22 protein-coding genes are annotated in these 23,291 nt (G+C 40.9%); 5 read left to right on the top strand and 17 right to left on the bottom strand.

Annotation, left to right across the window (positions count from 1 at the left end; translation table 11 throughout):
* Position 1 precedes the first annotated feature (1 nt).
* From NQ488_02180 to NQ488_02160, 5 genes are all read right to left on the bottom strand, one after another.
* Complete coding sequence (locus NQ488_02180) at positions 2–442, bottom strand: hypothetical protein (GenBank protein ID UWN96141.1); 441 nt, start codon at positions 440–442, stop codon at positions 2–4.
* On the bottom strand, positions 432–881 hold the full coding sequence (locus tag NQ488_02175; GenBank protein ID UWN96140.1) for a MarR family transcriptional regulator: 450 nt from the start codon (positions 879–881) through the stop codon (positions 432–434). The genes NQ488_02180 and NQ488_02175 overlap by 11 nt, the downstream gene beginning before the upstream one ends.
* A 301-nt stretch (positions 882–1,182) precedes the next feature.
* A complete protein-coding gene (locus NQ488_02170; protein UWN96139.1) occupies positions 1,183–2,604 on the bottom strand; it encodes a sodium:alanine symporter family protein in 1,422 nt (473 codons plus the stop codon).
* A gap of 343 nt (positions 2,605–2,947) precedes the next feature.
* On the bottom strand, positions 2,948–3,814 hold the full coding sequence (gene metF, locus NQ488_02165; protein ID UWN96138.1) for a methylenetetrahydrofolate reductase [NAD(P)H]: 867 nt from the start codon (positions 3,812–3,814) through the stop codon (positions 2,948–2,950).
* Positions 3,815–4,054: 240 nt separating this feature from the next.
* On the bottom strand, positions 4,055–4,612 hold the full coding sequence (locus tag NQ488_02160) for a biotin transporter BioY (GenBank protein ID UWN96137.1): 558 nt from the start codon (positions 4,610–4,612) through the stop codon (positions 4,055–4,057).
* Between the two features lie 210 nt (positions 4,613–4,822).
* Here NQ488_02160 and bioB point away from each other — a divergent pair, with 210 nt between their 5' ends.
* Positions 4,823–5,797 carry a biotin synthase BioB gene (gene bioB / locus NQ488_02155; protein ID UWN96136.1) on the top strand — a complete coding sequence of 325 codons (975 nt, stop codon included), beginning with the start codon at positions 4,823–4,825 and terminating at the stop codon, positions 5,795–5,797.
* Positions 5,798–5,812: 15 nt separating this feature from the next.
* Here the strand turns inward: bioB and NQ488_02150 are convergent, their stop codons facing one another.
* The 6 genes from NQ488_02150 to NQ488_02125 form a co-directional block, all read right to left on the bottom strand.
* Entirely contained in the window at positions 5,813–6,247 is a 435-nt protein-coding gene (locus NQ488_02150) for a hypothetical protein (protein ID UWN96135.1), read from the bottom strand.
* Between the two features lie 215 nt (positions 6,248–6,462).
* Entirely contained in the window at positions 6,463–6,699 is a 237-nt protein-coding gene (locus tag NQ488_02145) for a helix-turn-helix domain-containing protein (GenBank protein UWN96134.1), read from the bottom strand.
* Between the two features lie 237 nt (positions 6,700–6,936).
* Entirely contained in the window at positions 6,937–7,656 is a 720-nt protein-coding gene (locus NQ488_02140) for an ImmA/IrrE family metallo-endopeptidase (protein UWN96133.1), read from the bottom strand.
* Between the two features lie 115 nt (positions 7,657–7,771).
* Positions 7,772–8,524, bottom strand: coding sequence for a DUF1624 domain-containing protein (locus NQ488_02135; GenBank protein ID UWN96132.1), 753 nt, complete (start codon positions 8,522–8,524; stop codon positions 7,772–7,774).
* A gap of 16 nt (positions 8,525–8,540) precedes the next feature.
* The gene (locus NQ488_02130; protein ID UWN96131.1) at positions 8,541–8,906 is read right to left on the bottom strand and encodes a hypothetical protein; all 366 of its coding nucleotides are present in this window, start codon (positions 8,904–8,906) and stop codon (positions 8,541–8,543) included.
* A gap of 180 nt (positions 8,907–9,086) precedes the next feature.
* A complete protein-coding gene (locus NQ488_02125) occupies positions 9,087–9,527 on the bottom strand; it encodes a hypothetical protein (protein UWN96130.1) in 441 nt (146 codons plus the stop codon).
* Between the two features lie 316 nt (positions 9,528–9,843).
* Between NQ488_02125 and NQ488_02120 the strand changes: the two genes are divergently transcribed.
* A complete protein-coding gene (locus NQ488_02120; GenBank protein UWN96129.1) occupies positions 9,844–10,080 on the top strand; it encodes a DUF6061 family protein in 237 nt (78 codons plus the stop codon).
* Between the two features lie 89 nt (positions 10,081–10,169).
* Here NQ488_02120 and NQ488_02115 read toward each other — a convergent pair whose 3' ends face one another.
* The 3 genes from NQ488_02115 to NQ488_02105 all read right to left on the bottom strand — a co-directional run bounded on the left by NQ488_02115 (position 10,170) and on the right by NQ488_02105 (position 14,209).
* Complete coding sequence (locus NQ488_02115; protein ID UWN96128.1) at positions 10,170–11,855, bottom strand: ABC transporter ATP-binding protein/permease; 1,686 nt, start codon at positions 11,853–11,855, stop codon at positions 10,170–10,172.
* A 240-nt stretch (positions 11,856–12,095) separates the two neighbouring features.
* Positions 12,096–13,781 (bottom strand): MobA/MobL family protein, encoded by a 1,686-nt coding sequence (locus NQ488_02110; GenBank protein UWN96127.1) that lies wholly within the window; start codon positions 13,779–13,781, stop codon positions 12,096–12,098.
* Between the two features lie 197 nt (positions 13,782–13,978).
* On the bottom strand, positions 13,979–14,209 hold the full coding sequence (locus tag NQ488_02105; protein UWN96126.1) for a helix-turn-helix domain-containing protein: 231 nt from the start codon (positions 14,207–14,209) through the stop codon (positions 13,979–13,981).
* Between the two features lie 184 nt (positions 14,210–14,393).
* On the opposite strand from NQ488_02105, the gene NQ488_02100 reads away from it, so the two are divergent.
* Complete coding sequence (locus NQ488_02100) at positions 14,394–15,011, top strand: helix-turn-helix domain-containing protein (GenBank protein UWN96125.1); 618 nt, start codon at positions 14,394–14,396, stop codon at positions 15,009–15,011.
* Between the two features lie 160 nt (positions 15,012–15,171).
* Positions 15,172–16,467 carry a site-specific integrase gene (locus NQ488_02095; protein ID UWN96124.1) on the top strand — a complete coding sequence of 432 codons (1,296 nt, stop codon included), beginning with the start codon at positions 15,172–15,174 and terminating at the stop codon, positions 16,465–16,467.
* Positions 16,468–16,899: 432 nt separating this feature from the next.
* On the opposite strand, the gene rlmD is transcribed toward NQ488_02095, so the two are convergent.
* From rlmD to NQ488_02080, 3 genes are read right to left on the bottom strand one after another with little or no spacing between them, the layout of a single operon-like run.
* A complete protein-coding gene (gene rlmD / locus NQ488_02090) occupies positions 16,900–18,369 on the bottom strand; it encodes a 23S rRNA (uracil(1939)-C(5))-methyltransferase RlmD (GenBank protein ID UWN96123.1) in 1,470 nt (489 codons plus the stop codon).
* A gap of 5 nt (positions 18,370–18,374) precedes the next feature.
* Positions 18,375–19,316 carry an HD domain-containing protein gene (locus NQ488_02085; protein ID UWN96122.1) on the bottom strand — a complete coding sequence of 314 codons (942 nt, stop codon included), beginning with the start codon at positions 19,314–19,316 and terminating at the stop codon, positions 18,375–18,377.
* A gap of 35 nt (positions 19,317–19,351) precedes the next feature.
* Positions 19,352–20,686, bottom strand: a complete 1,335-nt coding sequence (locus NQ488_02080; GenBank protein ID UWN96121.1) for a S1C family serine protease — start codon at positions 20,684–20,686, stop codon at positions 19,352–19,354.
* A 180-nt stretch (positions 20,687–20,866) separates the two neighbouring features.
* Here NQ488_02080 and NQ488_02075 point away from each other — a divergent pair, with 180 nt between their 5' ends.
* Complete coding sequence (locus NQ488_02075) at positions 20,867–23,272, top strand: endonuclease MutS2 (protein UWN96120.1); 2,406 nt, start codon at positions 20,867–20,869, stop codon at positions 23,270–23,272.
* The last annotated feature ends 19 nt before the right edge of the window (positions 23,273–23,291 follow it).

Genomic DNA, 23,291 nt, shown 5'->3' with positions numbered 1-23,291 from the left:
ATTAGTCCTGCTCCTTCTCCATCAACTGACTGTACAATAAATAATTCCTTGTAAAAATAACTCCCGCTGATGCCAGCGCCAGACCAAGCCCGGAATAAAAAAATGCAATAAATATCTCCGGGAATATCCCTGCTGCCCTGAATCCGATTCCACCACTCATCATGCAGGTCATAATTAAATATGCTTTCCAATCAAAGAAATGCCAGAATGGCCGGTAATCCTCGTATCCCAGTATCCGCTTTGTATGCTTCCGGCTCATCTTAAAAAACATTAATCCAAAGAGAAGAAATACAAATACCGACATAATGTACATATACCACTTTCTGTCAATATTCAAATATGACAACACTCCCAGCCTTGCAACATTAAAACCGGCAATCATCCACACAACACCTGCAATCAGCAGCAATGTTTTTTTCTTTACACAAAACTTATCTTTCATCTGAATTCTCCCTATATTCTCTTAAACACTCCTCCGCATTATTACAGATCTTGTCAAATACATTAATACACATATGCTTTTCTTCTTCCGTCAATCCTCTTAGTACATTTTGTGCAAACCGCTTTTGTGCATTAATCCCAGCTTCCACGATTAACTCTGCTTTGTCCAGAAGAACAATCTCTATATGCTTTTTGTTATCCTCACTTTGTATCCGTTCAACCAGACCTTTGTTTTCTAATTTTTTTAACGATGTTGAAACATGGGATTTTGTTGATTTTCTGACCTTTACTATCTCTGCGGCGGTATTGTGCTGCGGATTATTATGCAGGAACATAAGTATGTCATATTCCATCTGTGTCAGCCCGTACCGGTCACATACCTCACCTGAGAGCAGCTCATAATAGCTCGTAATTGTCTTATGTTTATCCCAGAAATACATTCCGCCCTCCTTATATCGTTCTTTTTAGAACGATTTTATAGCAGCATTTCCATCATGTCAATTAATTTTTCATAAATTATATATATTTAATATCTGCTCCGGAATCCCCGTAATACAAAAATGAGACTGTCCAATTGAGCACTCTGTCCCAACTAAAAAAAGCACCCGCAGCTACACATATACTGACAGTCAGGAACCGTCTGCCATGCGCCACAGGTGCTTTTTTATATATATTTCATTTGTATTATATTGATATTACACCAAAAGCAGTATATCCGGCTTATAGTGCCTGCCAATATACCTACGCCTCTGATTCCTTCTTATGTCTCTTAAAGAAGTCCCTTGTCTCTGCTATAACAACACTACTGAGTGCAAATATTGCAATCATGTTAGGTATTGCCATGAGTCCGTTGAATATATCTGCAATTGTCCATACCGCTTCAACCGTCATATATGGTCCGATAAACACCGCAAGGATATACAGCCAGCGGTATATTCCAACCATCTTCATGTTACCTCCGGTAAGATACTCAAGACATCTCTCCGAATAGTAATCCCAGCCAAGAATTGTTGTGAATGCAAAAAATACAAGACACATCATCAGCAGAAATGAAGAAATCACTGTCGGAATAGGCAGTCCGTTATTGAATGCATATGTTGTAACCGCAACACCCTTAAGTCCGTTAACCTGCCATGCACCTGTCATAACGATTGCAAGTCCTGTCATTGTACAGATTACTATAGTATCAATAAATGTACCTGTCATAGATACAAGCCCCTGACGTACAGGCTCCTTAGTCTTGGCTGCTGCTGCCGCAATAGGTGCTGAACCAAGTCCTGCCTCATTAGAGAAAATACCTCTTGCAATACCATTCTGCATTGCAACGATTATTGAGCCTGCCACACCGCCTGTCACCGCCGCCGGATTAAACGCTCCGTCAATGATTGTTACAACTGCTGAAGGAACAGACTTGATATTGCATATTACAAGTGCTATACATATAACAAAATAGATTACAGCCATAAACGGAACTACAACCTGTGATACATTGGCAATTCTCTTAATTCCGCCAATAAGTACGAGTGCAACACATATACTGAGTATAAGTGATGCAATTACAACTGTCCATGAATATGTACCGATTCCCGGAATTACTACTGTCATCTGATTAGCAGGGTCGAAGAAATTATTAACTGCTGAAGCTATACCATTAACCTGTGAGAATGTTCCTATTCCAAACAGACCGACACAGATACCAAAGAAAGCAAAAAGCTTGGCAAGCCATTTCCAGTTCTTACCCATTCCCTTCTCTATGTAATAGAAAGGTCCGCCAAGAGAATGATTATTCTCGTCAACCACTCTGTACTTTACAGCAAGGAGACCCTCAGCATACTTGGTAGCCATACCGAAGAACGCCGCAATCTCCATCCAGAATAATGCTCCCGGTCCACCCGCACATATTGCAGTTGCAACACCTACGATATTACCGGTACCTATAGTTGCTGAAAGAGCCGTACATAATGCGCCAAATGACGATACTTCTCCATGTCCGTCCTCTTCGTTCTTAACCATCCACTTAAGTGCCAGCGGAAGCTTACGTATCTGAAGCAGCCCCATTCTAATTGTAAGATATATGCCTCCTGCAAGGATAAGCACCATAAGAGGGATGCCCCATACCATACCGTCTATCTTAGACAGTATCGTGTTAATCGACTGTAACATATTAATCTCCATTCCGCAGGCACAAAGTGCTGGAGGAACCGCGAGCCAAATATCAGATTTGGCTCTGCGATAGATGCTGTTTGTGGCGCCTGCTGCACAAACAGCCGTGTAAAAAATCAGATATCAATCTGATTTTTTACACTATCTCCATTCCGCGAATATTAAATCGCATTATATGATGTCGGGGTCAAAAGCCCCGACTTTGATACCTGTGGATTGTTCCGTGATTCGCACTCCCACAATCCTACCCACCTATGAGCAAGCTCATGTGGGTTTATACCTTTTGACCCTGGTATCATTATATAAAAATACATTTTAAAGTAAAATGAATTATTATTCAATATTAAATTATATTCTTTATGCCTTCAGTGAGACGCTTTGCGACCTTTACATTATTCATTGTATACAGGTGTACACCATCGACATCAGATGCAAGAAGCTCAATTATCTGGCTCTGGCAGTATGCCATTCCTGCATCAAAAAGTGCGTCTTTATTATCACCGTATTTGCGTATAAGCTTCCGGAAACGCTCAGGGAACTTAGCACCGCACATTGTTACCATTCTCTGAATCTGTGCCGCATTAATACATGGCATAATACCCGGAACAATAGGCACTTCAATCCTCGCCCTTCTGCAATCACTTACGAACTGAAGAAATGTGTCATTATCAAAGAACAGCTGTGATATGAGGATATCAGCCCCTGCATCAGTCTTAATCTTAAGATTGTTAATATCATCGACACGATTTCCCGTCTCCGGATGTACATCCGGATAACATGCTCCCGCTATACAGAATCTGTCTCCTGTAGTTGCCCTCAGATACTTAATAAGGTCACTGGCATGCGCAAAATCTTCCTTGGCAGGAACATCCGGGTTGCGGTCTCCTCTCAGTGCCAGAATATTCTCTATCCCTTCTGCCGTAAGCTCCCTTACAAATTCGTCTATCTCTGCTCTGTTATAGCAAAGGCACGTAAGATGCACAACAGGCTCTACATGATACTTTTCTTTTATCTTCCTGGCAAGCTGTATTGTCTTATTATTATTAGAGCTGCCTCCTGCTCCAAACGTAACACTTATGTAATCCGGTCTGCAGTCGCACAAAATCTCAAGCGTTGCGTCAATATTTTTAAAATCTTCCTCTTTTTTAGGTGGAAAAATCTCGAATGAAAGCGACTGTTTCTTATCATGATGTATCTGTGAAATCTTCAAAATAAACTCCATTCCGCAGGCATAATATGCTGTAAAAACCACAATCCAGACTTTATATACGGGCTTGCAGTATATGGCTATCCGTGGTGCCTGCTGCACCAATAGCTGCAATAACTATATTATTATACATTTACAACGGCAATCAGGCAACAAAAAAGGAAACAAAAAAATCAGGCACCGCCTGCACTGACGATACCTGATTCTTTATAGAGAGTCTATTATGATGTTAGCTGTTTTAATCTATTCTGCCTTAACAATTCTTCTCAGTGGCGGAATAATCTGTGCCGCAATGACAGCCTTTACAAGGTCGAGCGGAATAAACGGTACAAATCCCGCAAGGAATGCGGCACTTAAGCTCAGATGATTCTGAAGCATGAGCCACAACATTCCGAGTATGTCTATTATAAGCACTCCGACAATAGCTGCTGCCGTGTAGCGGATACGATTATATTTCTTACCTCTGATTAGTGGAAGTACAACTGCAACAACAAGGAATGTTGCTGTGTATCCGCCATATGGCCCTATTATGTAGCCAAAGCCTGAACCACCCGCTATAAATACAGGTACACCTAAGATTCCAAGGAGCATCCATACGAGTATTACAAGAAATGACTGTTCAAGCGGAAACAGCAGCGCCACAAGCAGAATCACAAAGTTAAGAAGTGTTATATGTGGATTGCTTGGAAGCGGAATCGGTATACTTGCATATGCTGACACGCTGAGTATTGCTGCAAATATAGCCATTGTCACAAGGGACTGCGTGCTGATGGCAGGTTTTTTATTAGTGGTCTTATCCATTTGTTTTACCTCACATATTTTCATGATAGTTCACAGTATACTAACCCGCCATGTAATTGTCAACCTATTATTTATTTTAGTTAACATTGCAATTGACATACGCTTCTGCGACATCTATAATATGTATGTCTTAGACCGTTAGTCTTAGACAGTTAGTCTTAGACAGTCAGTACCCTTATAATTGACAGATTTGGAGAAATATCAATAAATATGATTAAAGCAGATATGATTAATGAATTAAAAGATAAAGTTATTGACGGATATTCCATAAGCAGAGACGAAGCACTTCTGCTTGCGGATACTCCAGACAGCCGCCTTGATGAGCTGTGCCGCGCTGCCGATGAGATACAGCGTCACTTTTTTGACAATGACTTCGATATGTGTGCCGTCATAAGCGTAAAGGGCGGCCGCTGTTCTGAGAACTGCCGCTATTGTGCACAGTCATCATGTGCCCAGATTCCTGTTCCTGCGCACTCAATGATATCGCCCGATGAGCTCGCTGCCAATGCCCAATTACGTAACATTGACGGAATCAGGCATTACTGTCTTGTTTCAACCGGCAGACGTGTGAGTGACAGCGACATTGCCTATATCTGTGAAGGTATCAGCCGCATATGCCGTGATACACATCTTACAGTATGTACCTCTTTTGGTCTTCTTAAGCCGGACCAGCTTCGCAGGCTTAAAGAAGCAGGAGTTGCACGAATCCATAATAATCTTGAGACATCAAGACGTTATTTCCCGACACTCTGCACAAGCCACACCTACGATGAAAAGATTGCAACAATCCGTGCAGCCCGTGAAGCAGGTCTTGAGGTATGCAGCGGTGGTATATTCGGTGTTGGTGAGACGACGGAAGACCGCATTGATATGGCTCTGACGCTGCGTTCGCTTGATGTACAGTCAGTCCCTGTCAACATGCTCGATCCTGTTCCCGGAACACCTTTTGGAGAGACACCGGTTCTTACACGTGATGAAGTACGCCGCATAATCGCAGTCTACCGGTTCATACTGCCAAGACAGTACATACGTCTTGCTGCCGGACGCGATTACCTTAGCGACAGTGGCTTTTCATGTTTTCATTCAGGCTCTAATGCAGCAATTACCGGAGATATGCTCACCGTTAAAGGCATTTCCATAGATGAAGATATCAACACAATAAAAAAGATGGGGTACCGCATGTAACCGTCTCATATAATACTACTGCCTGTTATAGTATCTTATACCGCTGTCCGGCTTAAAATATGTCCTTATATAGCCGTCAGCTGATACAACTACAAATTCGTTCGTGCTTTCAATATAATATACATCATCTCCATCTTCAGCTTCTGTCTTGTGAAGTGCCTCTGAATTCAGGACGACTGCCGCTGCTGCACTCTGATACTCTTCCGGACTGGCAAATCCCATCTCCCTGCCATGCTTCTTATAGTGCTCCTCCAAAAGCCTCCGGCTTCTGAAAGTAAGATGCTGCGATATCTTTACATTACCTGCCGCTGTCTGTGATTCGTCACTCTGTGTCAGGGTGCTGCTGACAGCTGATGTATCCGTATTGTCAAGGAGTTCTGCACCGCAGCCCGCTACTGCAAACATCACCAGCAGACCGGCCATAATTAATATCCTGCGTATATGTCTCATATAATATAACCTCTCAATCTCTCTGCCCGACATAGCTCCTGTCTGACATTTTAAACATATCTATATCATTTTCCCGTCACCAAAAGAAATGGCTTTTTCACATTCCAATAACTTTTGCAATTGTTTAACCGCATTTGACTTTGATGCTGTTATTGGCATTATTTCCATTTTTTGTATTTATCATAGAATGGCTTCAGTTTACCGGCCTCATCAAATTAATTTCTCCTGTGATATCTTAAGGCGTCGGATTCGGCACAATCAACTGAATTTCCCACCAACTCTTCATATTTTAGCTGATAAGCAATAAGTCTGGGTATATATTCCGGAGGAGTTCTTCTTGCTGCTTCCCAGTCCTCTAATGTACGAACAGGAATGCCAGTATGCTCAGAAAACTCTTTGCGTGACATTCCTATACTTTCTCTTAATTCTTTTATCTTCTTAGCTAAATCCATATTACCACCTCGTATTGCGTGTTTTTATAATTATAACACAGAGCAATGCAATACGCAATGCGTGGAATTGGCTTTTTATACCCTGAAACTATGCGCTTACTTACAGGCAAAAAGGCCCCATAGCAGCACCTTCTCCGCACTTTTTCATTCAATGTATAAGCAGGTCATTTTTCGATACCCCTTTTGTATAACACTAAAATAGGGGTATCGTATTTCACAACTCCCCTATAATCCATTTTATGCAATATGCTTTATTTCAATTACATACTTTTCTTTTAACTTTGAACATCTATTCTGCGCAATGATTCCTTCATGCTGCAATCTTCCAGCTACAATTCCCGGATGTATTCCTATGCTTTTTGCAAATTCAACAATTTCATCATCTGAAGTATATTTTGTTGGAGCCAGTCTTTTATAATCTGCCGGTGGAATCAAATAGTTCATTGCAAACTTATCTGCTTCAATTTCCAATTTATTATTAATATCCTTCATTTCTTCAACTGTGCTGCTAATAAATACAGTTTTTATTTTTTGCTGCAGTACGTGTTTAATTTCATGGAATAATGAGAACCAGAATTTATCTGCATCTAACCCTCTATTATTCATTGCAAGTACTACTCTATCCTCTGATACCCATTTAACAGCACCATTCACACCTGAATTTTTCAAATGTGGTAACAAGACAAAAGCGACTCCACATTCAGCAAAAATTTCACGCATTCTTGGAAGGAATTCTTCCGGCTTTTTAACCGTCATCCCCCTAAGTTCTGGCAGATAACCTTTTAGCCTCTCTGCATTATATGGCTTGGTTTCAATACCTTTTGAGATATTTACCGTAATAATGGAAAGGACAAACAATGCTTTGAGAACACCTTTCGTCTTCAATGAAAGCAATGAAAGTAAGAAGATGGCAACAGTAAGTGTGGCTGTAATAAGTGGAGCAAAATTTGCATACATCACCGGCTACAAACTGTGATAATCAAAAATAAACACATTTGCCGATATTAAAGAAAGGAAGCCCCCTTTTTGGGGGCTTCCTTTCTTGTTTACTCCACCGATCAACGGCTCAATATTAAAAAATCTCGGAAACCAAGAACGCTACAACATAGCAGATCGGTTGGTGTATCATGTAAATAATAAGCGAATGTTTCCCTAAAAAGTTAATACCTGGAACTTTCCCTTTTCCAAATAGCCGGTTAATCAGCCCCTTTTCCTGTAAGAAACTGTACAGGAAATATCCTGTTGCAAATAAGAAAATCCATGGGAGCAACGGAAAATAGTCGGTAGATGAAAAGCCAGTTTGCAGAAATCCAATATAAGCTAATACCGATTTCAACCATGTAACATTCAGCAAATTATCAGATAGTTGGATAGGGTCTTGCTTCGTCCAACTTCTGAGAATGAGGAATAGCACAAAACTAACGCTTACCCCAACCCCAGCCGGGATTTTTTTCAGAACCTTATCCAGTAAAATCCATATCAAAATACAGCTGCCGATAAGCGTTAGAACACCGAAGCGCACCCGATCATTGGAAAGAACTATGGCGGTAACGAGCGAAACGACCACACCACCACCAAACGCCCACAATCCCCTTTTCATGTGTTTTTTTCCTAAATGCCAGCTGAACCCAGCTAGCAAAATAAAAGTCCAGCAAATGGATTGCTGCCAAATATAGGCACCGTGGGACTTATACCATGGAATATCTGCATTATACAGATAAACTAAATCCCATAAGAAATGATACGAAATCATTTCAATAATGGTCATACCTCTTATCAAATCAATAAACGGTAAACGCTGCTTTATTTGCGTTGTTTCCAGCAAAATTTCATCACCCCTTTTATTTACTCCAAAATCGGCTCCACCAGCTCCGGGGCGGCTCTGCCGGAGCTACGCAATCCTCAATCTGCTGCGGCTGCATCTGAGCAAGCTGTAAACGCTGCGCCTGATCTGCCAGTACCGCTATTCTCTCGGCCTGTTCCCGGCTGTGCTGCCGTTCCTTGGATAGCTCCGCTTGTAGTGCTACTATCTGTTCATTCTTCGCTTGCAGCTCCCTTTCCAATATCTCATAAAGGCGGTTTTGACCGTCAACGGTTGTCGTCAGCCCCTGTAAACCGGTTGATAGTGGTTCACGCTTCATTTTTTTGAAAACTGCTTGCTTAGAAACACCGATTTCTTCCGCTATTTCTTTGATCGTCTTGCTCACCCATAGCCAAACGGTGTAAGGCTAAAGTATGAGAATGTTTCTTTTACTCTTTCTGTTGGAGATGTTGCAAAAATACAAACTGCTCCCAAGGGTAATAATTCTAACACTATTGTTAAAGCTGGCAAAACCGCTAAGCAGACTTTCTGCATGTTGTATATCTCCTTTACAAATTCCGAATTTTCACACTTCGTCAACTAATGTTTTTTCTTCTCTATAAAGCAAGGTCACAACAAATGCAATAATTATCAAAATATGTAATACAATATGATATACATCAGGAACATATCTTCCATCCACATTTATTAATTGAATGCATTCTGAAAAATAGGCAATCTTCTTGTCCATTTCTCCCATAAATCCTCTTCCAAATAAAGTATACCATTCATGACTTAAGAACTGAGTGACAAACCACCCTGCCAACCATATCAAATGTATATTCCTTCCAACATTTTTTGTAACTAACATTAAAACGAATGTAATTGTCGGAATAAGCATAAATAGCCATTCTTCCTCAAATGCACCTGTTACCAAGTATTTGTCTCCAATCTTCAATCCTATCATTGAAAGAAAATACCACAGTAAAAGAATTATATTTACATTTATTAAATGTGTTTTTTTCATAAATCATATATCCTAGACAATTCTTAAAATTCCGATTGAGATTTCACCTATTCTAAGAAATTTAATAACTTTTATATTTTGTTATCAAATTTCTCACAAACCATTGAAAATACTAAGTTTGTGACAGGTGTGCTTTCCCTTATATATTCCCTTGTGTTATATCGTTCCATCAGTGTTTATGGACTCAGGTAAGGGAAAAAGCAAGGGAAACAAAATCATATAACACAGTATAACACAAAATGAAACTGACATGGTGAACTGATTGAAATGCTTCTGAATTTCTTATTTTGATTAATTGATTTGAAGGAGACACGATATGAATATTATTTACGCAGAATACAATATGTACCGGAATAGCATAGACATTTACACCTGTGCCGGATATATGCTCCGTATTGACTGCAACAAGGCAGAAGATGGTATTAAAACTACACCATGCTCTCAGTGTGCATTAAATGCTCTTGCTATTGATGAACCTCTTGAATATGCAAAACTATATCTGGATGGAACTATGCAGATATGGGTAAACGCAGAAGACTCTATTGAACTTTAAGTACACTAAGGGACTGCTACTCTAACAATTAAAAAAGTGCAATAGCAACAGCCCCTTTGTATTTTTACAAGTTTCGACCTAAAAAACAATTATTTCACATTCGCATTATACAAGTCCATAAAATAAGAATCTGTATGTAGTAGTTCTTCAAAAGTACCTTGTCCAACAATCCTCCCTTCTTTAAAGAGAATAATTCTGTCAAAACCTGCAATGGAATTTAATCTATGTGCAATGGCAATGACAGTTTTATCTTTCATTTTTTGCATAACTGATTTCATTACATTTTCTTCTGTTAAATTATCCATTGCAGATGTTGCTTCATCCAAAATGACAAGTTCGGAGTCTTCAAACCACAAGCGAGCTAATGCAAGTCTTTGTTTTTCTCCACCCGATAAACAAGTACCTTTCTCACCAATTTCAGTATTTAAACCTTCCGCAAGATTTTCAACTAAATGAGATAGTTGCACTTCACTCAATGCCCCTAGCATTTGTTCTTCTGACACTTGTTTCTCAAATACCAGATTTTCTTTTATTGTTCCGTCAAAAACAGGGGCATCCTGTGATAAATAACTAACTCTATCATACAGATTATTAAGACAAATTTCTTTTAACTCCATGTCTCCTAAGCGAACTTCTCCCTGATTATATTTTAGCAACCCTAATAAAATCTTAATCAAGGTCGATTTTCCGGAACCACTTTCTCCTACAAAAGCTATTTTTTCTCCCTTTTGTATTGACAGGCTCAAGCCATCAATAATTTTTCGTTCCTCATATTGGAATGATAAATTTCTTATTGCAATTTTTCCAACATTTGTATTTATTGCGTTACCGTTTCTTAATTGAACATCGTCTTTTAAGCCTAAAAATTCCTCAAATCTCTTATACGACGCCTTGTCCAATTTATATTGGACATAAAGTACATTAAAAATGGCAATTGGTGTATAAGCATTTTCAATCAGTGCAATTAGTGCAACCACAGAACCTACTGTAAGGTTTTTCGTTTTCCATGCATAAAAAAGAATACCAATATCTAACATTGCCACAAATAGTGCAAATATTGTGAAGAATGCTTCATGAATCATATTCATTTTTACTTTTGATGAAACAATATCCTCTTTTGCATTACAAGTCTTCTTTATTTCACTCGGGAACTGTTTACTCATACGAAATACCAACATTTCCATATAGCCTCTGACCAAATAGTGATTTAATAGTTCTTCACTATTCAAAATCTTTTCTTTTATTTTGTAAAGAAACTTTAATAGAATGTTGGTTATTATAAAAATAAACGCATAGCCTACAAACAGTACATAAGTGACTTTTTCATCTATTTTCCAAATAAAGTATATACTAAAACCAATGGCAGGAAGTAAGTCTCGAATCAAACGCAACCAGAAATTGAATAATACATTTCTTCCTGCTGTTGAACCATTCTCAATCCTTTGAACAAGTTTGCCTGTACCTATTTTCTGGTATTCTGTATAATCAATTGTACTTATTTTTCTAAGGGACAAAAGCTTAAAATCCAGATAAATACCATGTTCCAATTTCTTTTCAGGATAATTATCCAAATAATTCATACAATAATTTACCAGCAAAATAAAGCCATATGTTGCAACTCCTGCAAATGCAAGTGTTCTATCAGCCAATCCATCAATGACCTTTTGGAAATAGTCAGCCTTGTAATTAGCCATAAATGCATTAAATATACCTAGCCCAATGTAGACTAATACCCATATTCTGTTTTTCTTTAATATTTCTTTTATATAACGCATAACTGTACTCCTTTATAGATTGTATTTCAAGCATTAGGACAGTACAGTCAACGACTGCTAGCAAGTTTCTTTTAACCTCAGCACAATCTGCCAACAGTTTACATCAACTGTACTGAGTAGTTATCTCGGATAATTTTCATATCGTTCTCACCTCTTCCTAAAAATTTTCTATTATTATATCATGCTAAGTTCCAATATTCTATCGTAATTCCGTCAAAAGAATATAAAACAAAGGGCATATTATCTTGCCCCTCTGTTCTTTGTCTGCCTGCTGATACTGTTCTGGTTTTCAGCGGCTTCCCTTTGTAGTCTTGCAAGTTTATCCGACAGTTTTTCATCCTTATGCGTAGGTGTATCCGGTTTTCTGCAGGCATTCTTCCAGCTTTCGTATTGTCTCTGATAATCCGTATAAGCATTCCTGCATTCTCTGAATGTCAGCAGGAACTCGTTCATGTTTTCAAAACCGCTATTACGAACCATGTTTGAGAGTCCTACCTTTAATCGGTTGATATAATCCGTCTTTTCGTCAATCTTTCTCTGTAAATCACCTTTTCTGGTGAGCTTCGCCAGTCCCTTTAAGTTTGACATTTCTATTTCAAGACTGCCTCTTAGTTTCTCAGCTTCAAAGATAATGGCATTCTGGCTGTCCAGTTCTGTCTTTATCTTTTTTAACTTCGGATAGGCGGCTGCTTCCGGTGTCATAACAGGCTCTGGCGGTAAAGCATCTGCTGTAAGTATTCCGTTGTCCTGCTTTTGGGCTTTGTTTTTATCTTCGGGAGCATTTTCACGTTGCAGCCTACTGTGAATGCCTTTTATAGCCTCAAGCACCTTTGTGATAAGCAGTACCAGCTCTGCTATTGCCATATTCAGGATAAGCGAGAGCATTTCGGGCTTATTGCCGTATCGCTCAATCGACCTCTTTACTGGCTCTGTGATATGTTCCCTCTTTATCTGTAGAATATCATCCATAGAAACCTCGCTTATGATAGCCCTGTCAACTTCACGATTCCAGTCCATCCGCAGTTTATTATCCTTCTCAATCTGTTCAGCTTTGGGATTATTCTTACCAATCTTCTTGGTAGCAAGATATGGACCATTACGGTCAAATACTGTAAGTCTATCTTTTTCGTCCGTTACCCAGCGATTTATCATTCTGGTGTAAAATAATTTTACCTCGTCCAGAAAATCTTCCTGCTTAAACCTCGTATTCTTAGAGGTAAACAGCTTCTTCTCATAAACCTCGCCTTTTTTGATAGCCTTACATCTTTTGCGGATATTGCCAGCTTCATCAAGGATTTCCTTCTTGGTTCGTACATGATTTCCATGTTCATCATAGAACATATTCCTTGTGGCAGTCTTTATGACAGGTTCTGCAAGGAGTTGTCTTTCAGAAAAGATAAGATGGATATGGAAATTTGTCATACGCTTATTGTGGTGAAGTGCTGCAACACATTCCACACCATACTTTTCTTTGAATTTATCCGTAAACGATTTTAGCAGCATATCGGGCATTCCCTGTTCATAAAGTAATTCAGGCAGGGCAATGATAAGCTCCCTTGCTTCGATACATTTTCCATCAACACCGCTTTTCTTAAATTCCTGCTGGCTGCATCGTGCAAGCTCCGTCCAATAACTTCTGTCAGTTGTTTCATAAACCGCATACAGATGTTCCTGCTTTGCATGGCTTGATATATAGGTGATTCTTCCCCGGACATTCGACAGCTTGGTCATCTGTATAAATGAATGTCTTGTTGTCAATGTGCTTTCTTCTCCTTCCTCTGATAATTGGAATGAAAGATGAACAGATAATATAAGTGGTATTGTTGTTGGCTTATTGCCGTATCCGACATAACCAAATGCGACAGCATTTGTATAAGTCACGCCTGCGTGGCTTTGCTCCCTGCAAGGGCGAAATACGCTGAGCATAAACCGCAGGTTTGTGCGAGGGGTGTATTTCGCTCTCAAACGCCGAGGGCTTTGATATCTTGTGATTTGTCAGTCTTCCATTCCGTTAATTGGTTGTTGCATATCAGAAGAAGCACATGTTATAATCCTCTTGCGTGTAGGTATATCATGGCTTCGGTCTGATATATCAGGGGCGGTTTCATTAGAAGCCGCCTCTTTTAAATTGTCACTTTTCTTGTGACTGCTTTTACGCTGGTCTTATCTCTCAAGTCTCTGCCTTCGTTGACTTCCATAAACTTTTCCAGCATATCCGTCTTTATGAGAACTTTTCTTCCGACCTTTAGAACAGGAAGTTTTTCCCACTCAACAAGTTTTCTCAGGGTGTTTCTTCCAATTCCTGTATAATCGGCAGCATCTTCTATAGATAAAGCAATCTTTCTTTCCGTCATTTAATCGTCTCCTTTCAAATTGCATTATGCAATTTATTTTTCTGTCAGTATATCGCTTTTATATTTTATTGTCAAGCATTACGAAATTACAAAAATAATTATATCATTGCATATTGCAATTTTAATTTTTATATGATATAGTATGAACATACCGAAAGGAATAACCGAAAAGGAGGCAGACAACATGAAGGATAAGGAACTTCGCCGGATTATCGGTGAGAGGGCTAAAAGCCGCAGAACAGAATTAAACCTTACACAACCTTATGTTGCAGACAAGATGGGAGTCACCGCTTCCACCATACAGCGTTATGAAGCTGGAACAATCGACAATACCAAGAAGATGGTACTTGAAGGACTTTCAGAAGCACTTCATGTATCTGTGGAATGGCTTAAAGGCGAAACTGACAGCTACGAAACAGATATAACAGATAAGAAAGAACTTCTTATAAGAGACGCTATGACAGGTATTATCGAAAATCTTCCAACAAACCTTGATAATGCAGATGGAGATTTCGCCAAGAACCTGTTGCTGGCAATATTAAACGAATACAAGCTATTTGCTGATTCATTTACAAATGCTTGCAATAATTTCAAGGGAAACACAGAATATGCAGATGTGGCAGCCAAGATGGGGTTTGAATCCAATCAGGAATACAATGAGATAATGTTTTTAAGAGAGATAACCCACTCTGTTAATGCATTCAATGACATAGCTGACATCATAAGAACATATTCCAAGAATCCGGATATGGCGGCGCAAAGATTATCCAATCTCTTAGAAGATAATTCCGACTCGGTATAGAATGACAACCGGAGTTATGATACAATGAGCCCAAGCGAGTCAAACTGTTTACAGATTTGACGAGCGGCGAATTGGCTTATGGACTTGTCCATAAGATGCCTACACGCAAGAAGCATTTCATCAGTTCCGATTGTCGAATATCGAAAGGAGAAACACGATTATGGCAAAAGGATCTGTAAGAAAAAAAGGAAAGAAATGGTACTACCGCTTCTATGTAGAAGATCAAAGTGGCAATCTGGTTCAGAAAGAATATGCTGGAACAGAAAGCAAGAGTGAAACGGAAAAACTGCTCCGTCAGGCAATGGATGATTATGAGAATAAAAGATTTGTTGCTAAGATGGATAATCTCACTGTAGGAGATTTACTTGATTTATGGTCTGAGGAAGAACTGAAAACAGGTACATTAAGTAATGGAACTGTTGAAAACTACCTTGGTGCAATCAGAGTTATCAAGAAACATCCTATTGCTGACAGAAAGTTAAAGAATGTTACTGCACAACATTTACAGTCATTCTTTGATTTACTGACATTTGGTGGCGAATATCCGGATGGAACTGTCAAAAAGGGCTACAGCAAGGATTATATTCATTCATTTTCCGCTGTATTACAGCAGGCTTTCCGATTTGCAGTATTTCCAAAACAGTTAATTACTTTCAATCCAATGCAGTATATCAAGCTGAAAAAACAGGCAGAGGATGTGGATTTATTTTCGGATGATGACTTTGAGGAAGGTGTTCAGCCAATCTCACACGAAGATTATCAGAGGTTAATAAAATACCTTGAAGAAAAAAATCCCCCAGCAATACTGCCAATTCAGATAGCATATTATGCAGGACTTCGTATTGGTGAGGTTTGTGGTCTTACATGGCAGGATATTAATCTCGAGGAACAATACCTGACTATCAAGAGAAGTATCCGTTATGATGGAGCCAGACACAAGAACATCATTGGACCTACCAAACGTAAAAAGGTAAGAATTGTTGATTTCGGAGATACTCTAGCAGGCATACTGAAAGAAGCAAGAAAAGAACAGCTTAAAAACCGGATGCAGTATGGTGAACTCTATCACTGCAATTACTACAAAGAAGTGCAGGACAAAAACAGAGTGTATTATGAATATTATCATCTGGATGGAACACAGGATGTTCCTGAAGAATATAAGGAAATATCCTTTGTATGCTTAAGACCGGATGGTTGCCTTGAATTACCAAGCACACTTGGTCTTGTGTGCCGGTCAGTTTCCGCTAAACTAGATGGATTTGAAGGATTTCATTTTCATAAGTTGCGACACACCTATACAAGCAACTTGCTTGCAAACGGAGCTGCTCCAAAGGATGTGCAGGAACTGTTAGGACACTCAGATGTCAGTACCACTATGAATATCTATGCTCACTCCACCAGAAAAGCTAAGCGTGATTCAGCAAGGCTTCTCGACAAGGTGGCAGGCAATGACTAAAAGAAATTTCCCTTATTTCCCTTACGATTATCTCACAAGGGCAAAAATAAGGGAAAATACATATCATTTCACTATTTAAGAGGCTGAAAGCCTTGAAAAATAAGGAAAGTTCAGGAAATCTCTCCACAAATTCCGATTTGTATAACCTCTCTTAACATCTAATCCACTGCCTCAAATTGTGACATCTAATCCGAGGTTACAACCTGACAAACATTTTACAGTAGATATGTTTCCATATAAGAAAACCGAGCTTTTTCAGAAGTCAGGCTTCAAATCCAAACCTCCGAAAAAGCCCGGAATCTATGTTTTTTAATTTGTCTTACGCCACGCTGGATGCGCTACGGAAGCAAAGCTTCCTACGCTTATCCACGGCATTCGCCGCATACAGCCCATCGCATAACAGTTCCTTTGTGAGCAAGCTTCCAAAGCACCTTATGCTCGGTCTGTGCGTGGCTCATTGCTAACGCGCGACATCCATACTACCGTTTCCACATGCACTCCCTGGCAGAAATTATCATAGCATTGCACATCCCTGACCTCATACCTGCCACTCTCACGAAGGTACTTAAGGTCGCGTGCGAGTGTAGCCGAGTCGCAGCTTACATAGACGATTCTTGGCGGTGCCATCTCAAGCATTGTATCGAGAAGTGATGTGTCACAGCCCTTGCGCGGAGGGTCTACAACGATAACGTCCGGTCTTAGCATATCCGCCCCTGACCTGGCAGAATCCGTATCACCCTCTCCACCGTTCTTATAGAACTCAGGCACTACCTCCTCTGCCTTTCCGACAAAGAACTGTGCATTATCTATATTATTGAGTGCCGCGTTATTCCCTGCATCCTCAATTGCCTGAGGAACTATCTCAACGCCGTATACCTTTTTCGCATTCTTTGCAAGGAAAAGCGAGATTGTTCCGATGCCGCAGTAGAGATCCCATACAGCTTCATTGCCGGTAAGCTGAGCATATTCAAGAACCTTGTCATACATACGTTTAGTCTGGACAGGATTAACCTGATAAAATGATAACGGAGAAATGCGGTAGCGCACATCACCTATGCAGTCCTCTATATAAGGTCTGCCCCAGAGTGTCTCGCAGTGTCTGCCTAGAATTACATTGGTCTTTTCGCGGTTTACATTTATCATGATTGAAGTCATGCCATCGATTTTGGCAAGCTCACCGACAAGTGAATCATACCGCTGGAGCTTATCCGCATTGATTACAAGGCATACACAGATTTCACCTGTCGCCCTGCCTGTACGGATGAGAATATGCCGCACAACACCGCTGTGATTTTCCTCGTTGTATGGCTTTATATTATTATCAGTCATCCACTGTCTGACGATTCGCAGAATATCCTTATTCACGGGATCACCGATACAGCAGTCCATATAGTCGATAATGTCATGCGTTCTTCCCGCATAAAATCCTATCTTAATATTGCCGTCACGGTCACAGCCTACCGGAAACTGTGCCTTATTGCGGTAATGATACGGCTCATCCGGTGCTGTCATTCCGACAATCGGATGCATGACATAGTCAGCCTCGCCAAGTCCGCCAAGCCTCTTCAGATTATTGGCAACCTTATTCTGTTTGAACCTAAGCTGTGCCTCATAGCTCATCTCCTGAAGCTGGCAGCCGCCGCACTGCCTTGCGACAGGGCATCTTGCCGTTACACGGTCAGGTGACTGCTCTATAATTCTTACAAGCCTTGCGTAGCCGTATGTCTTCTTAGTCTTCATCACCTTGGCTTCAACTACATCACCAATCACAGTATCCTTAATAAACAGAACAAATCCACAGGCATCTGCGCCTGTGGATTCATCACGTATAATTCCTATTCCCTGTCCTTCTGAACTTATATCTTCGATTTTAACCGTTACAACATCATTCTTATTAATCATGCAGTTCACACCTTTGTTCTCTTAATATTACTCTCAAACAGGCGGTTATATCCCATCCAGTCGCCGCCCTCCTTACTGTCGAATATCTCTCTGACTGTCTCTAACTTGGCATCCATGTTGTCTGCCATGCTAAGTGCCATTGCCTCTGCAAGTGCCGGCTTCTTAGGCGAACCATACTCAAGCTCCCCATGATGTGACAGAATGCAGTGCTTAATCTCCGTAAGCAGCATCGGCGGAAATCCTTCTATACCGTGCGCCTTTTCCCCGACCATCTCAGCGCCCATGACTATATGTCCGAGAAGATTCCCTTCGTCCGTGTAATCATTCTGCGGGAAATCCGAGAACTCCGGCACCTTACCGATATCATGAAGCATCGCACATGCTATAAGCAGATCTTCATTCAGAAAAGGATATGCCTTGGCGATATGTGCGCACAGCCTTGTAACACTCAGACTGTGCTCAAGCAGTCCCCCCATGAACCCATGATGTATGCTCTTGGCTGCCGAACGCTTCTTGAATATTGCGATAAATTCCTTATCTTCAACAAAGAAACTCTCAAGCAGCTTCTTAATATATCCGTTATTAATTCCCTTTATATAACCAAGCAGTTCGTTGTACATATCATCAATTGAAAAACGGCTTACCGGCATATAATTGGCAGGGTCATATTCACCTTCCCCAACCCTGCGCAGTCTCTCAATCTTAAGCTGCAATGCCCCGTTATAGCTTGTCACAAGACCATTTACCTCTACATAATCAAGAGCCTCATACTCGCCTATTCCCATTGAAGAAGGATCCCATATCTTACCATCAAGGCAGCCTGTCTTGTCCTGGAGTATAACACTCTCATATTCCCGTCCTGTCTTAGTGGTTGCCGTTGCCTTATTCTTACACAGGTAAATATCCGAAATCCTGTCACCATCTTTCAAAGTCTCAATAAACTTCATCTTTTAAGCCTCATCTGTCTATATTCTATAAATAATTATTTGCTTCCCAGCGTGACACTGAATAATATATTCTTATATTCATCCTTGCCTAATCTCTTAACATTGATTGTTGCCTTATCTCCACTGTTAAGCTTATATATTTTCTCACTAAATGTGCTAAATGTCAAAACAGTTTCATCATTAACTGACGTAATGACATCACCCGACTGAATCCCTGCCTCAAATGCAGGTGAATTTTCCTTGACCTCCCTTACATACACTCCTGCCGGAAGTCCATATGCCGATGCCATATCTGCCGTTATATTCTCTCCGATTATCCCGCAGTATGTAACCGTATAACCATTGGACAGCTCCTCAATAAGTGCCTTAAGGTCAGATATGCCATAGAATGACATAACTCCATTGAATCCCGTTCTTACAGGTATTCCTATAAGGTTGCCCGAAGCATCAAACAGATATCCGTAATCCCCTGATATCATTGCCATATTCGTGTATATAAGTCCCAGATAAGAATCAACGAGACTGTCTTTATTAACAACACTCGTTGCAATTCCCTGATTAACTCCAAAATCAGCTCCGAGAATACGTCCTGCCGCTATAACCGTATCACCCTGACGCACCATATATGAATTACCAAGGTTGGCACACTTTATGTATGAGCGCGCTGTCTGTGTCATGTCGCTTTGCTTTATGCTTATAACAGCTATTCCCGTATCAGCATCACCTTTGAGATAATGTCCCCCGACCTCACTTGAATCTGCAAACCTGACTATAATCCGTGACGCATCTGCCACTTCATCATATCCCGTAATCACAAAATATTCCGCATCTACTTCTGCAAAGATGACACCTGATACAGAAGCTTCCCCGGTGCCGAACTGCAGCTCATCCGTGCTCTGTCTTCCGGTAACTCTTACTGTCGATCTGCTTACGGACTGCATAATATTCTGCAGCGTGTCCTTAGTATTATTATCAATACCTGTCTGTTCTGATTCCGGCCGTCCTAATCCCGGCTGTCCTGTTACATCATAAGTCTCCGGCTCTGCCTGACCAGTCTCTCCGGATACGCTGTCTGTCTCATAAGGATATTCGTCTTTTTCTATGACTATTCCTGTTCTTTCCGCACTGCTGCCGGGCTTATCCGATGATTCAATCTTCTCATATACCACAACAAATACTACTGCCGCCACTATTCCAAACACTACTGCACAGCACACAAGCTCAGCGAATCTTATAAGCTTATGATATCTTACAGATGGCTTTTCTACTATATTCTCCGTATACAGACTGTATGACTCCGGGCTGCCCGTACTGCCATTGTTATCTTTGATGTTTTTTGCATTCTTTTTCTTATTATCTGCTGACTTCATTCATGACCTCGCAAGATTCAGTACTTTTGATACATTATAACATTTCTTTAGTCTATAATATATTTATGAACAAATAATGAATTGAGTGTAAATATTTAGCCGCCGGCCTCCAAATATCTGTGGCATTTTTGCTTCTTATAAGGTAAAATGGATATGTATTTTCAGAAAGGTGTTTTCATAATGAACGAGAAAGTTTTAAAGACTCTTGAATATAACAAAATAACAGAAAAGCTTGAAGGTTATGCAGCAACGGATATGACGCGCCGCATGTGCCATGAGCTTCAGCCGATGACTGATATTACATCAATAGAGGCAGCTCTTTCCAATACCAATGATGCACTTGGCCGCTCAATTACGCACAGTGCACCATCATTTGGCGGATTTGCAGACTGCCGTATGTGCATTAAGCGTCTCGAAGCAGGAGGCAGCCTTAACACAAGAGAACTGCTTAATATCGGTTCGATACTTGAAGCCGCAGCCAGAGCTTCATCTTATGCAGGTCATAAGGAAGAAGCGGATTCCCTCACGCCACTCTTTGAATCACTTGACCCGGTTACATCTCTGGCAGCGGAAATTAAGAGGTGTATCTTAAGCGAGGATGAGATAAGCGATGATGCAAGCCAGAATCTTAAGGATATCAGGCGTAAGATAAAAGCCGGGCAGGATAAGATTCATACTGAATTAACATCACTTCTTAATTCAGCTTCAGTCCGCACATATCTTCAGGATTACGTCATAACCACAAGGAACGGACGCTATTGTCTGCCTGTCAAGGCTGAATACAAGTCCAATGTTCCGGGAATGGTTCATGACCAGTCTGCAACAGGTTCAACATTTTTCATTGAACCAATGTCCGTTGTTAAGCTTAATAATGACCTTAAGGAACTTTCGCTTAAGGAAGAAGCTGAGATTGAAGTAATACTTGCAAGAATCAGTTCTCACTGTGCTGAGTATGCCGATGCAATTCTTACTGACCAGGAATCTCTTGTCCGGCTTGACTTTGCATTTGCCAAGGCTTCACTGTCACGTTTCTACAAATGCAGCCGCCCTGTCATGAATGAGAACGGCTATATCAACATCAAGAAAGGCCGTCATCCGCTTATTGAGCCGCATCATGTCGTACCTATTGACATATGGCTCGGCAGAGATTTTGACCTGCTCATAATTACGGGTCCCAACACTGGCGGTAAGACTGTTTCGCTTAAGACGGTAGGACTTCTTACTCTTATGGGACAGTCAGGACTTAATATTCCGGCATTTGACAACTCAGAGCTTGCCGTATTCAAGAAGGTCTATGCAGACATAGGTGATGAACAGAGTATTGAGCAGAGCCTCAGTACATTTTCATCACACATGACTAACACAGTTAAGATATTAAGATACGCAGACCGCAACACTCTTATTCTCTTCGATGAGATTGGTGCCGGTACTGACCCGACAGAGGGCGCTGCACTGGCTACGGCAATACTTGCCAATCTGCATAAGCGTGGAATAAGAACCATAGCAACAACACATTACAGTGAGCTTAAGGTATATGCACTCTCAACTCCGGGCGTAGAGAATGCATGCTGTGAATTCGACGTTGAATCACTTCGTCCGACCTACAGACTTCTTATCGGTGTTCCCGGCAAGAGTAACGCATTTGCAATATCAAGCAAATTAGGACTGTCAGATTATATTATCAATGATGCACAGAACCGTATCGAGACTCAGGATGTTAAGTTTGAAGATGTTCTTACAGACCTTGAGGGCTCGAGAATCGCACTTGAGGAAGAACGCCGTGAGGTGGCTGAGCTTAAGGAGGAAGCTGCGCGTCTTAAGACACAGCTTCAGTCTGAGCGTGCAAAGTTCAATGAGCAGCGTGACCGCATTCTTGATAAGGCTTCAACCGAAGCTGCCCGGATTCTTCAGGAGGCGAAGGACTACGCTGACGAGACAATCCGTGTGATGAATAAGCATGGCATGACTGTACAGGAACTTGAGAAGTCCCGTACCAAAGTCCGTGACAAGATGAATTCAACAAGAGAACGTATCAGTGCCGGCAGGAAGAAAGATGAGCCTGCAGAGCCGCGTAAGGTTCATAAGCCTTCCGAGTTCACACTCGGTACACGCGTCAAGGTTCTCAGCATGAACCTTGTCGGAACAGTAAGTACACGTCCCGATGCCAGGGGTAACCTCTTTGTTCAGATGGGAATAATACGTTCCAAGGTTAATATTTCCGACCTTGAGATTATAGAAGAGGATGCATTTGGCAATGCAATCAGCAAAGGCAGCCGTACGGGCCGCAAGCCTGCCGGAGGGCTTGGCGGAAGCGGAAGCATTAAGATGGGCAAATCCTCGTCCATATCTCCCGAGATTAATCTTCTGGGATATACGGTCGATGAAGCTGTCGCTAAGCTTGATAAGTACCTTGATGACGCTTATCTGTCCGGAATTCCTCAGGTACGCATTGTTCATGGCAAAGGCACAGGTGCGCTCCGCAATGGCGTTGCCGCCTATCTTAAAGGAATATCTTATGTCAAGTCATTCCGCCTCGGTGAACAGGGCGAAGGAGATGCCGGCGTTACTATCGTAGAGTTTAAATAAATCTCAGGCAGATGAATTA

The sequence above is a fragment of the [Bacteroides] pectinophilus genome, assembly GCA_025146925.1.
GTDB lineage: Bacteria > Bacillota > Clostridia > Lachnospirales > Lachnospiraceae > Bacteroides_F > Bacteroides_F pectinophilus.
This window is presented reverse-complemented; position numbering and strand designations above follow the sequence as displayed.

Coding starts and splice junctions, on each gene's coding strand:
- NQ488_02095 (UWN96124.1), top strand. CDS start 15,172: ATGGCAAAAGGATCTGTAAGAAAAAAAGGAAAGAAATGGTACTACCGC.
- NQ488_02150 (UWN96135.1), bottom strand. CDS start 6,247: ATGAGACATATACGCAGGATATTAATTATGGCCGGTCTGCTGGTGATG.
- NQ488_02180 (UWN96141.1), bottom strand. CDS start 442: ATGAAAGATAAGTTTTGTGTAAAGAAAAAAACATTGCTGCTGATTGCA.
- NQ488_02120 (UWN96129.1), top strand. CDS start 9,844: ATGAATATTATTTACGCAGAATACAATATGTACCGGAATAGCATAGAC.
- NQ488_02125 (UWN96130.1), bottom strand. CDS start 9,527: ATGAAAAAAACACATTTAATAAATGTAAATATAATTCTTTTACTGTGG.
- NQ488_02160 (UWN96137.1), bottom strand. CDS start 4,612: ATGGATAAGACCACTAATAAAAAACCTGCCATCAGCACGCAGTCCCTT.
- bioB (UWN96136.1), top strand. CDS start 4,823: ATGATTAAAGCAGATATGATTAATGAATTAAAAGATAAAGTTATTGAC.
- NQ488_02175 (UWN96140.1), bottom strand. CDS start 881: ATGTATTTCTGGGATAAACATAAGACAATTACGAGCTATTATGAGCTG.
- rlmD (UWN96123.1), bottom strand. CDS start 18,369: ATGATTAATAAGAATGATGTTGTAACGGTTAAAATCGAAGATATAAGT.
- NQ488_02080 (UWN96121.1), bottom strand. CDS start 20,686: ATGAAGTCAGCAGATAATAAGAAAAAGAATGCAAAAAACATCAAAGAT.
- NQ488_02140 (UWN96133.1), bottom strand. CDS start 7,656: ATGTATGCAAATTTTGCTCCACTTATTACAGCCACACTTACTGTTGCC.
- NQ488_02085 (UWN96122.1), bottom strand. CDS start 19,316: ATGAAGTTTATTGAGACTTTGAAAGATGGTGACAGGATTTCGGATATT.
- NQ488_02170 (UWN96139.1), bottom strand. CDS start 2,604: ATGTTACAGTCGATTAACACGATACTGTCTAAGATAGACGGTATGGTA.
- NQ488_02075 (UWN96120.1), top strand. CDS start 20,867: ATGAACGAGAAAGTTTTAAAGACTCTTGAATATAACAAAATAACAGAA.
- NQ488_02115 (UWN96128.1), bottom strand. CDS start 11,855: ATGCGTTATATAAAAGAAATATTAAAGAAAAACAGAATATGGGTATTA.
- NQ488_02100 (UWN96125.1), top strand. CDS start 14,394: ATGAAGGATAAGGAACTTCGCCGGATTATCGGTGAGAGGGCTAAAAGC.
- NQ488_02105 (UWN96126.1), bottom strand. CDS start 14,209: ATGACGGAAAGAAAGATTGCTTTATCTATAGAAGATGCTGCCGATTAT.
- NQ488_02110 (UWN96127.1), bottom strand. CDS start 13,781: ATGCTCAGCGTATTTCGCCCTTGCAGGGAGCAAAGCCACGCAGGCGTG.
- NQ488_02145 (UWN96134.1), bottom strand. CDS start 6,699: ATGGATTTAGCTAAGAAGATAAAAGAATTAAGAGAAAGTATAGGAATG.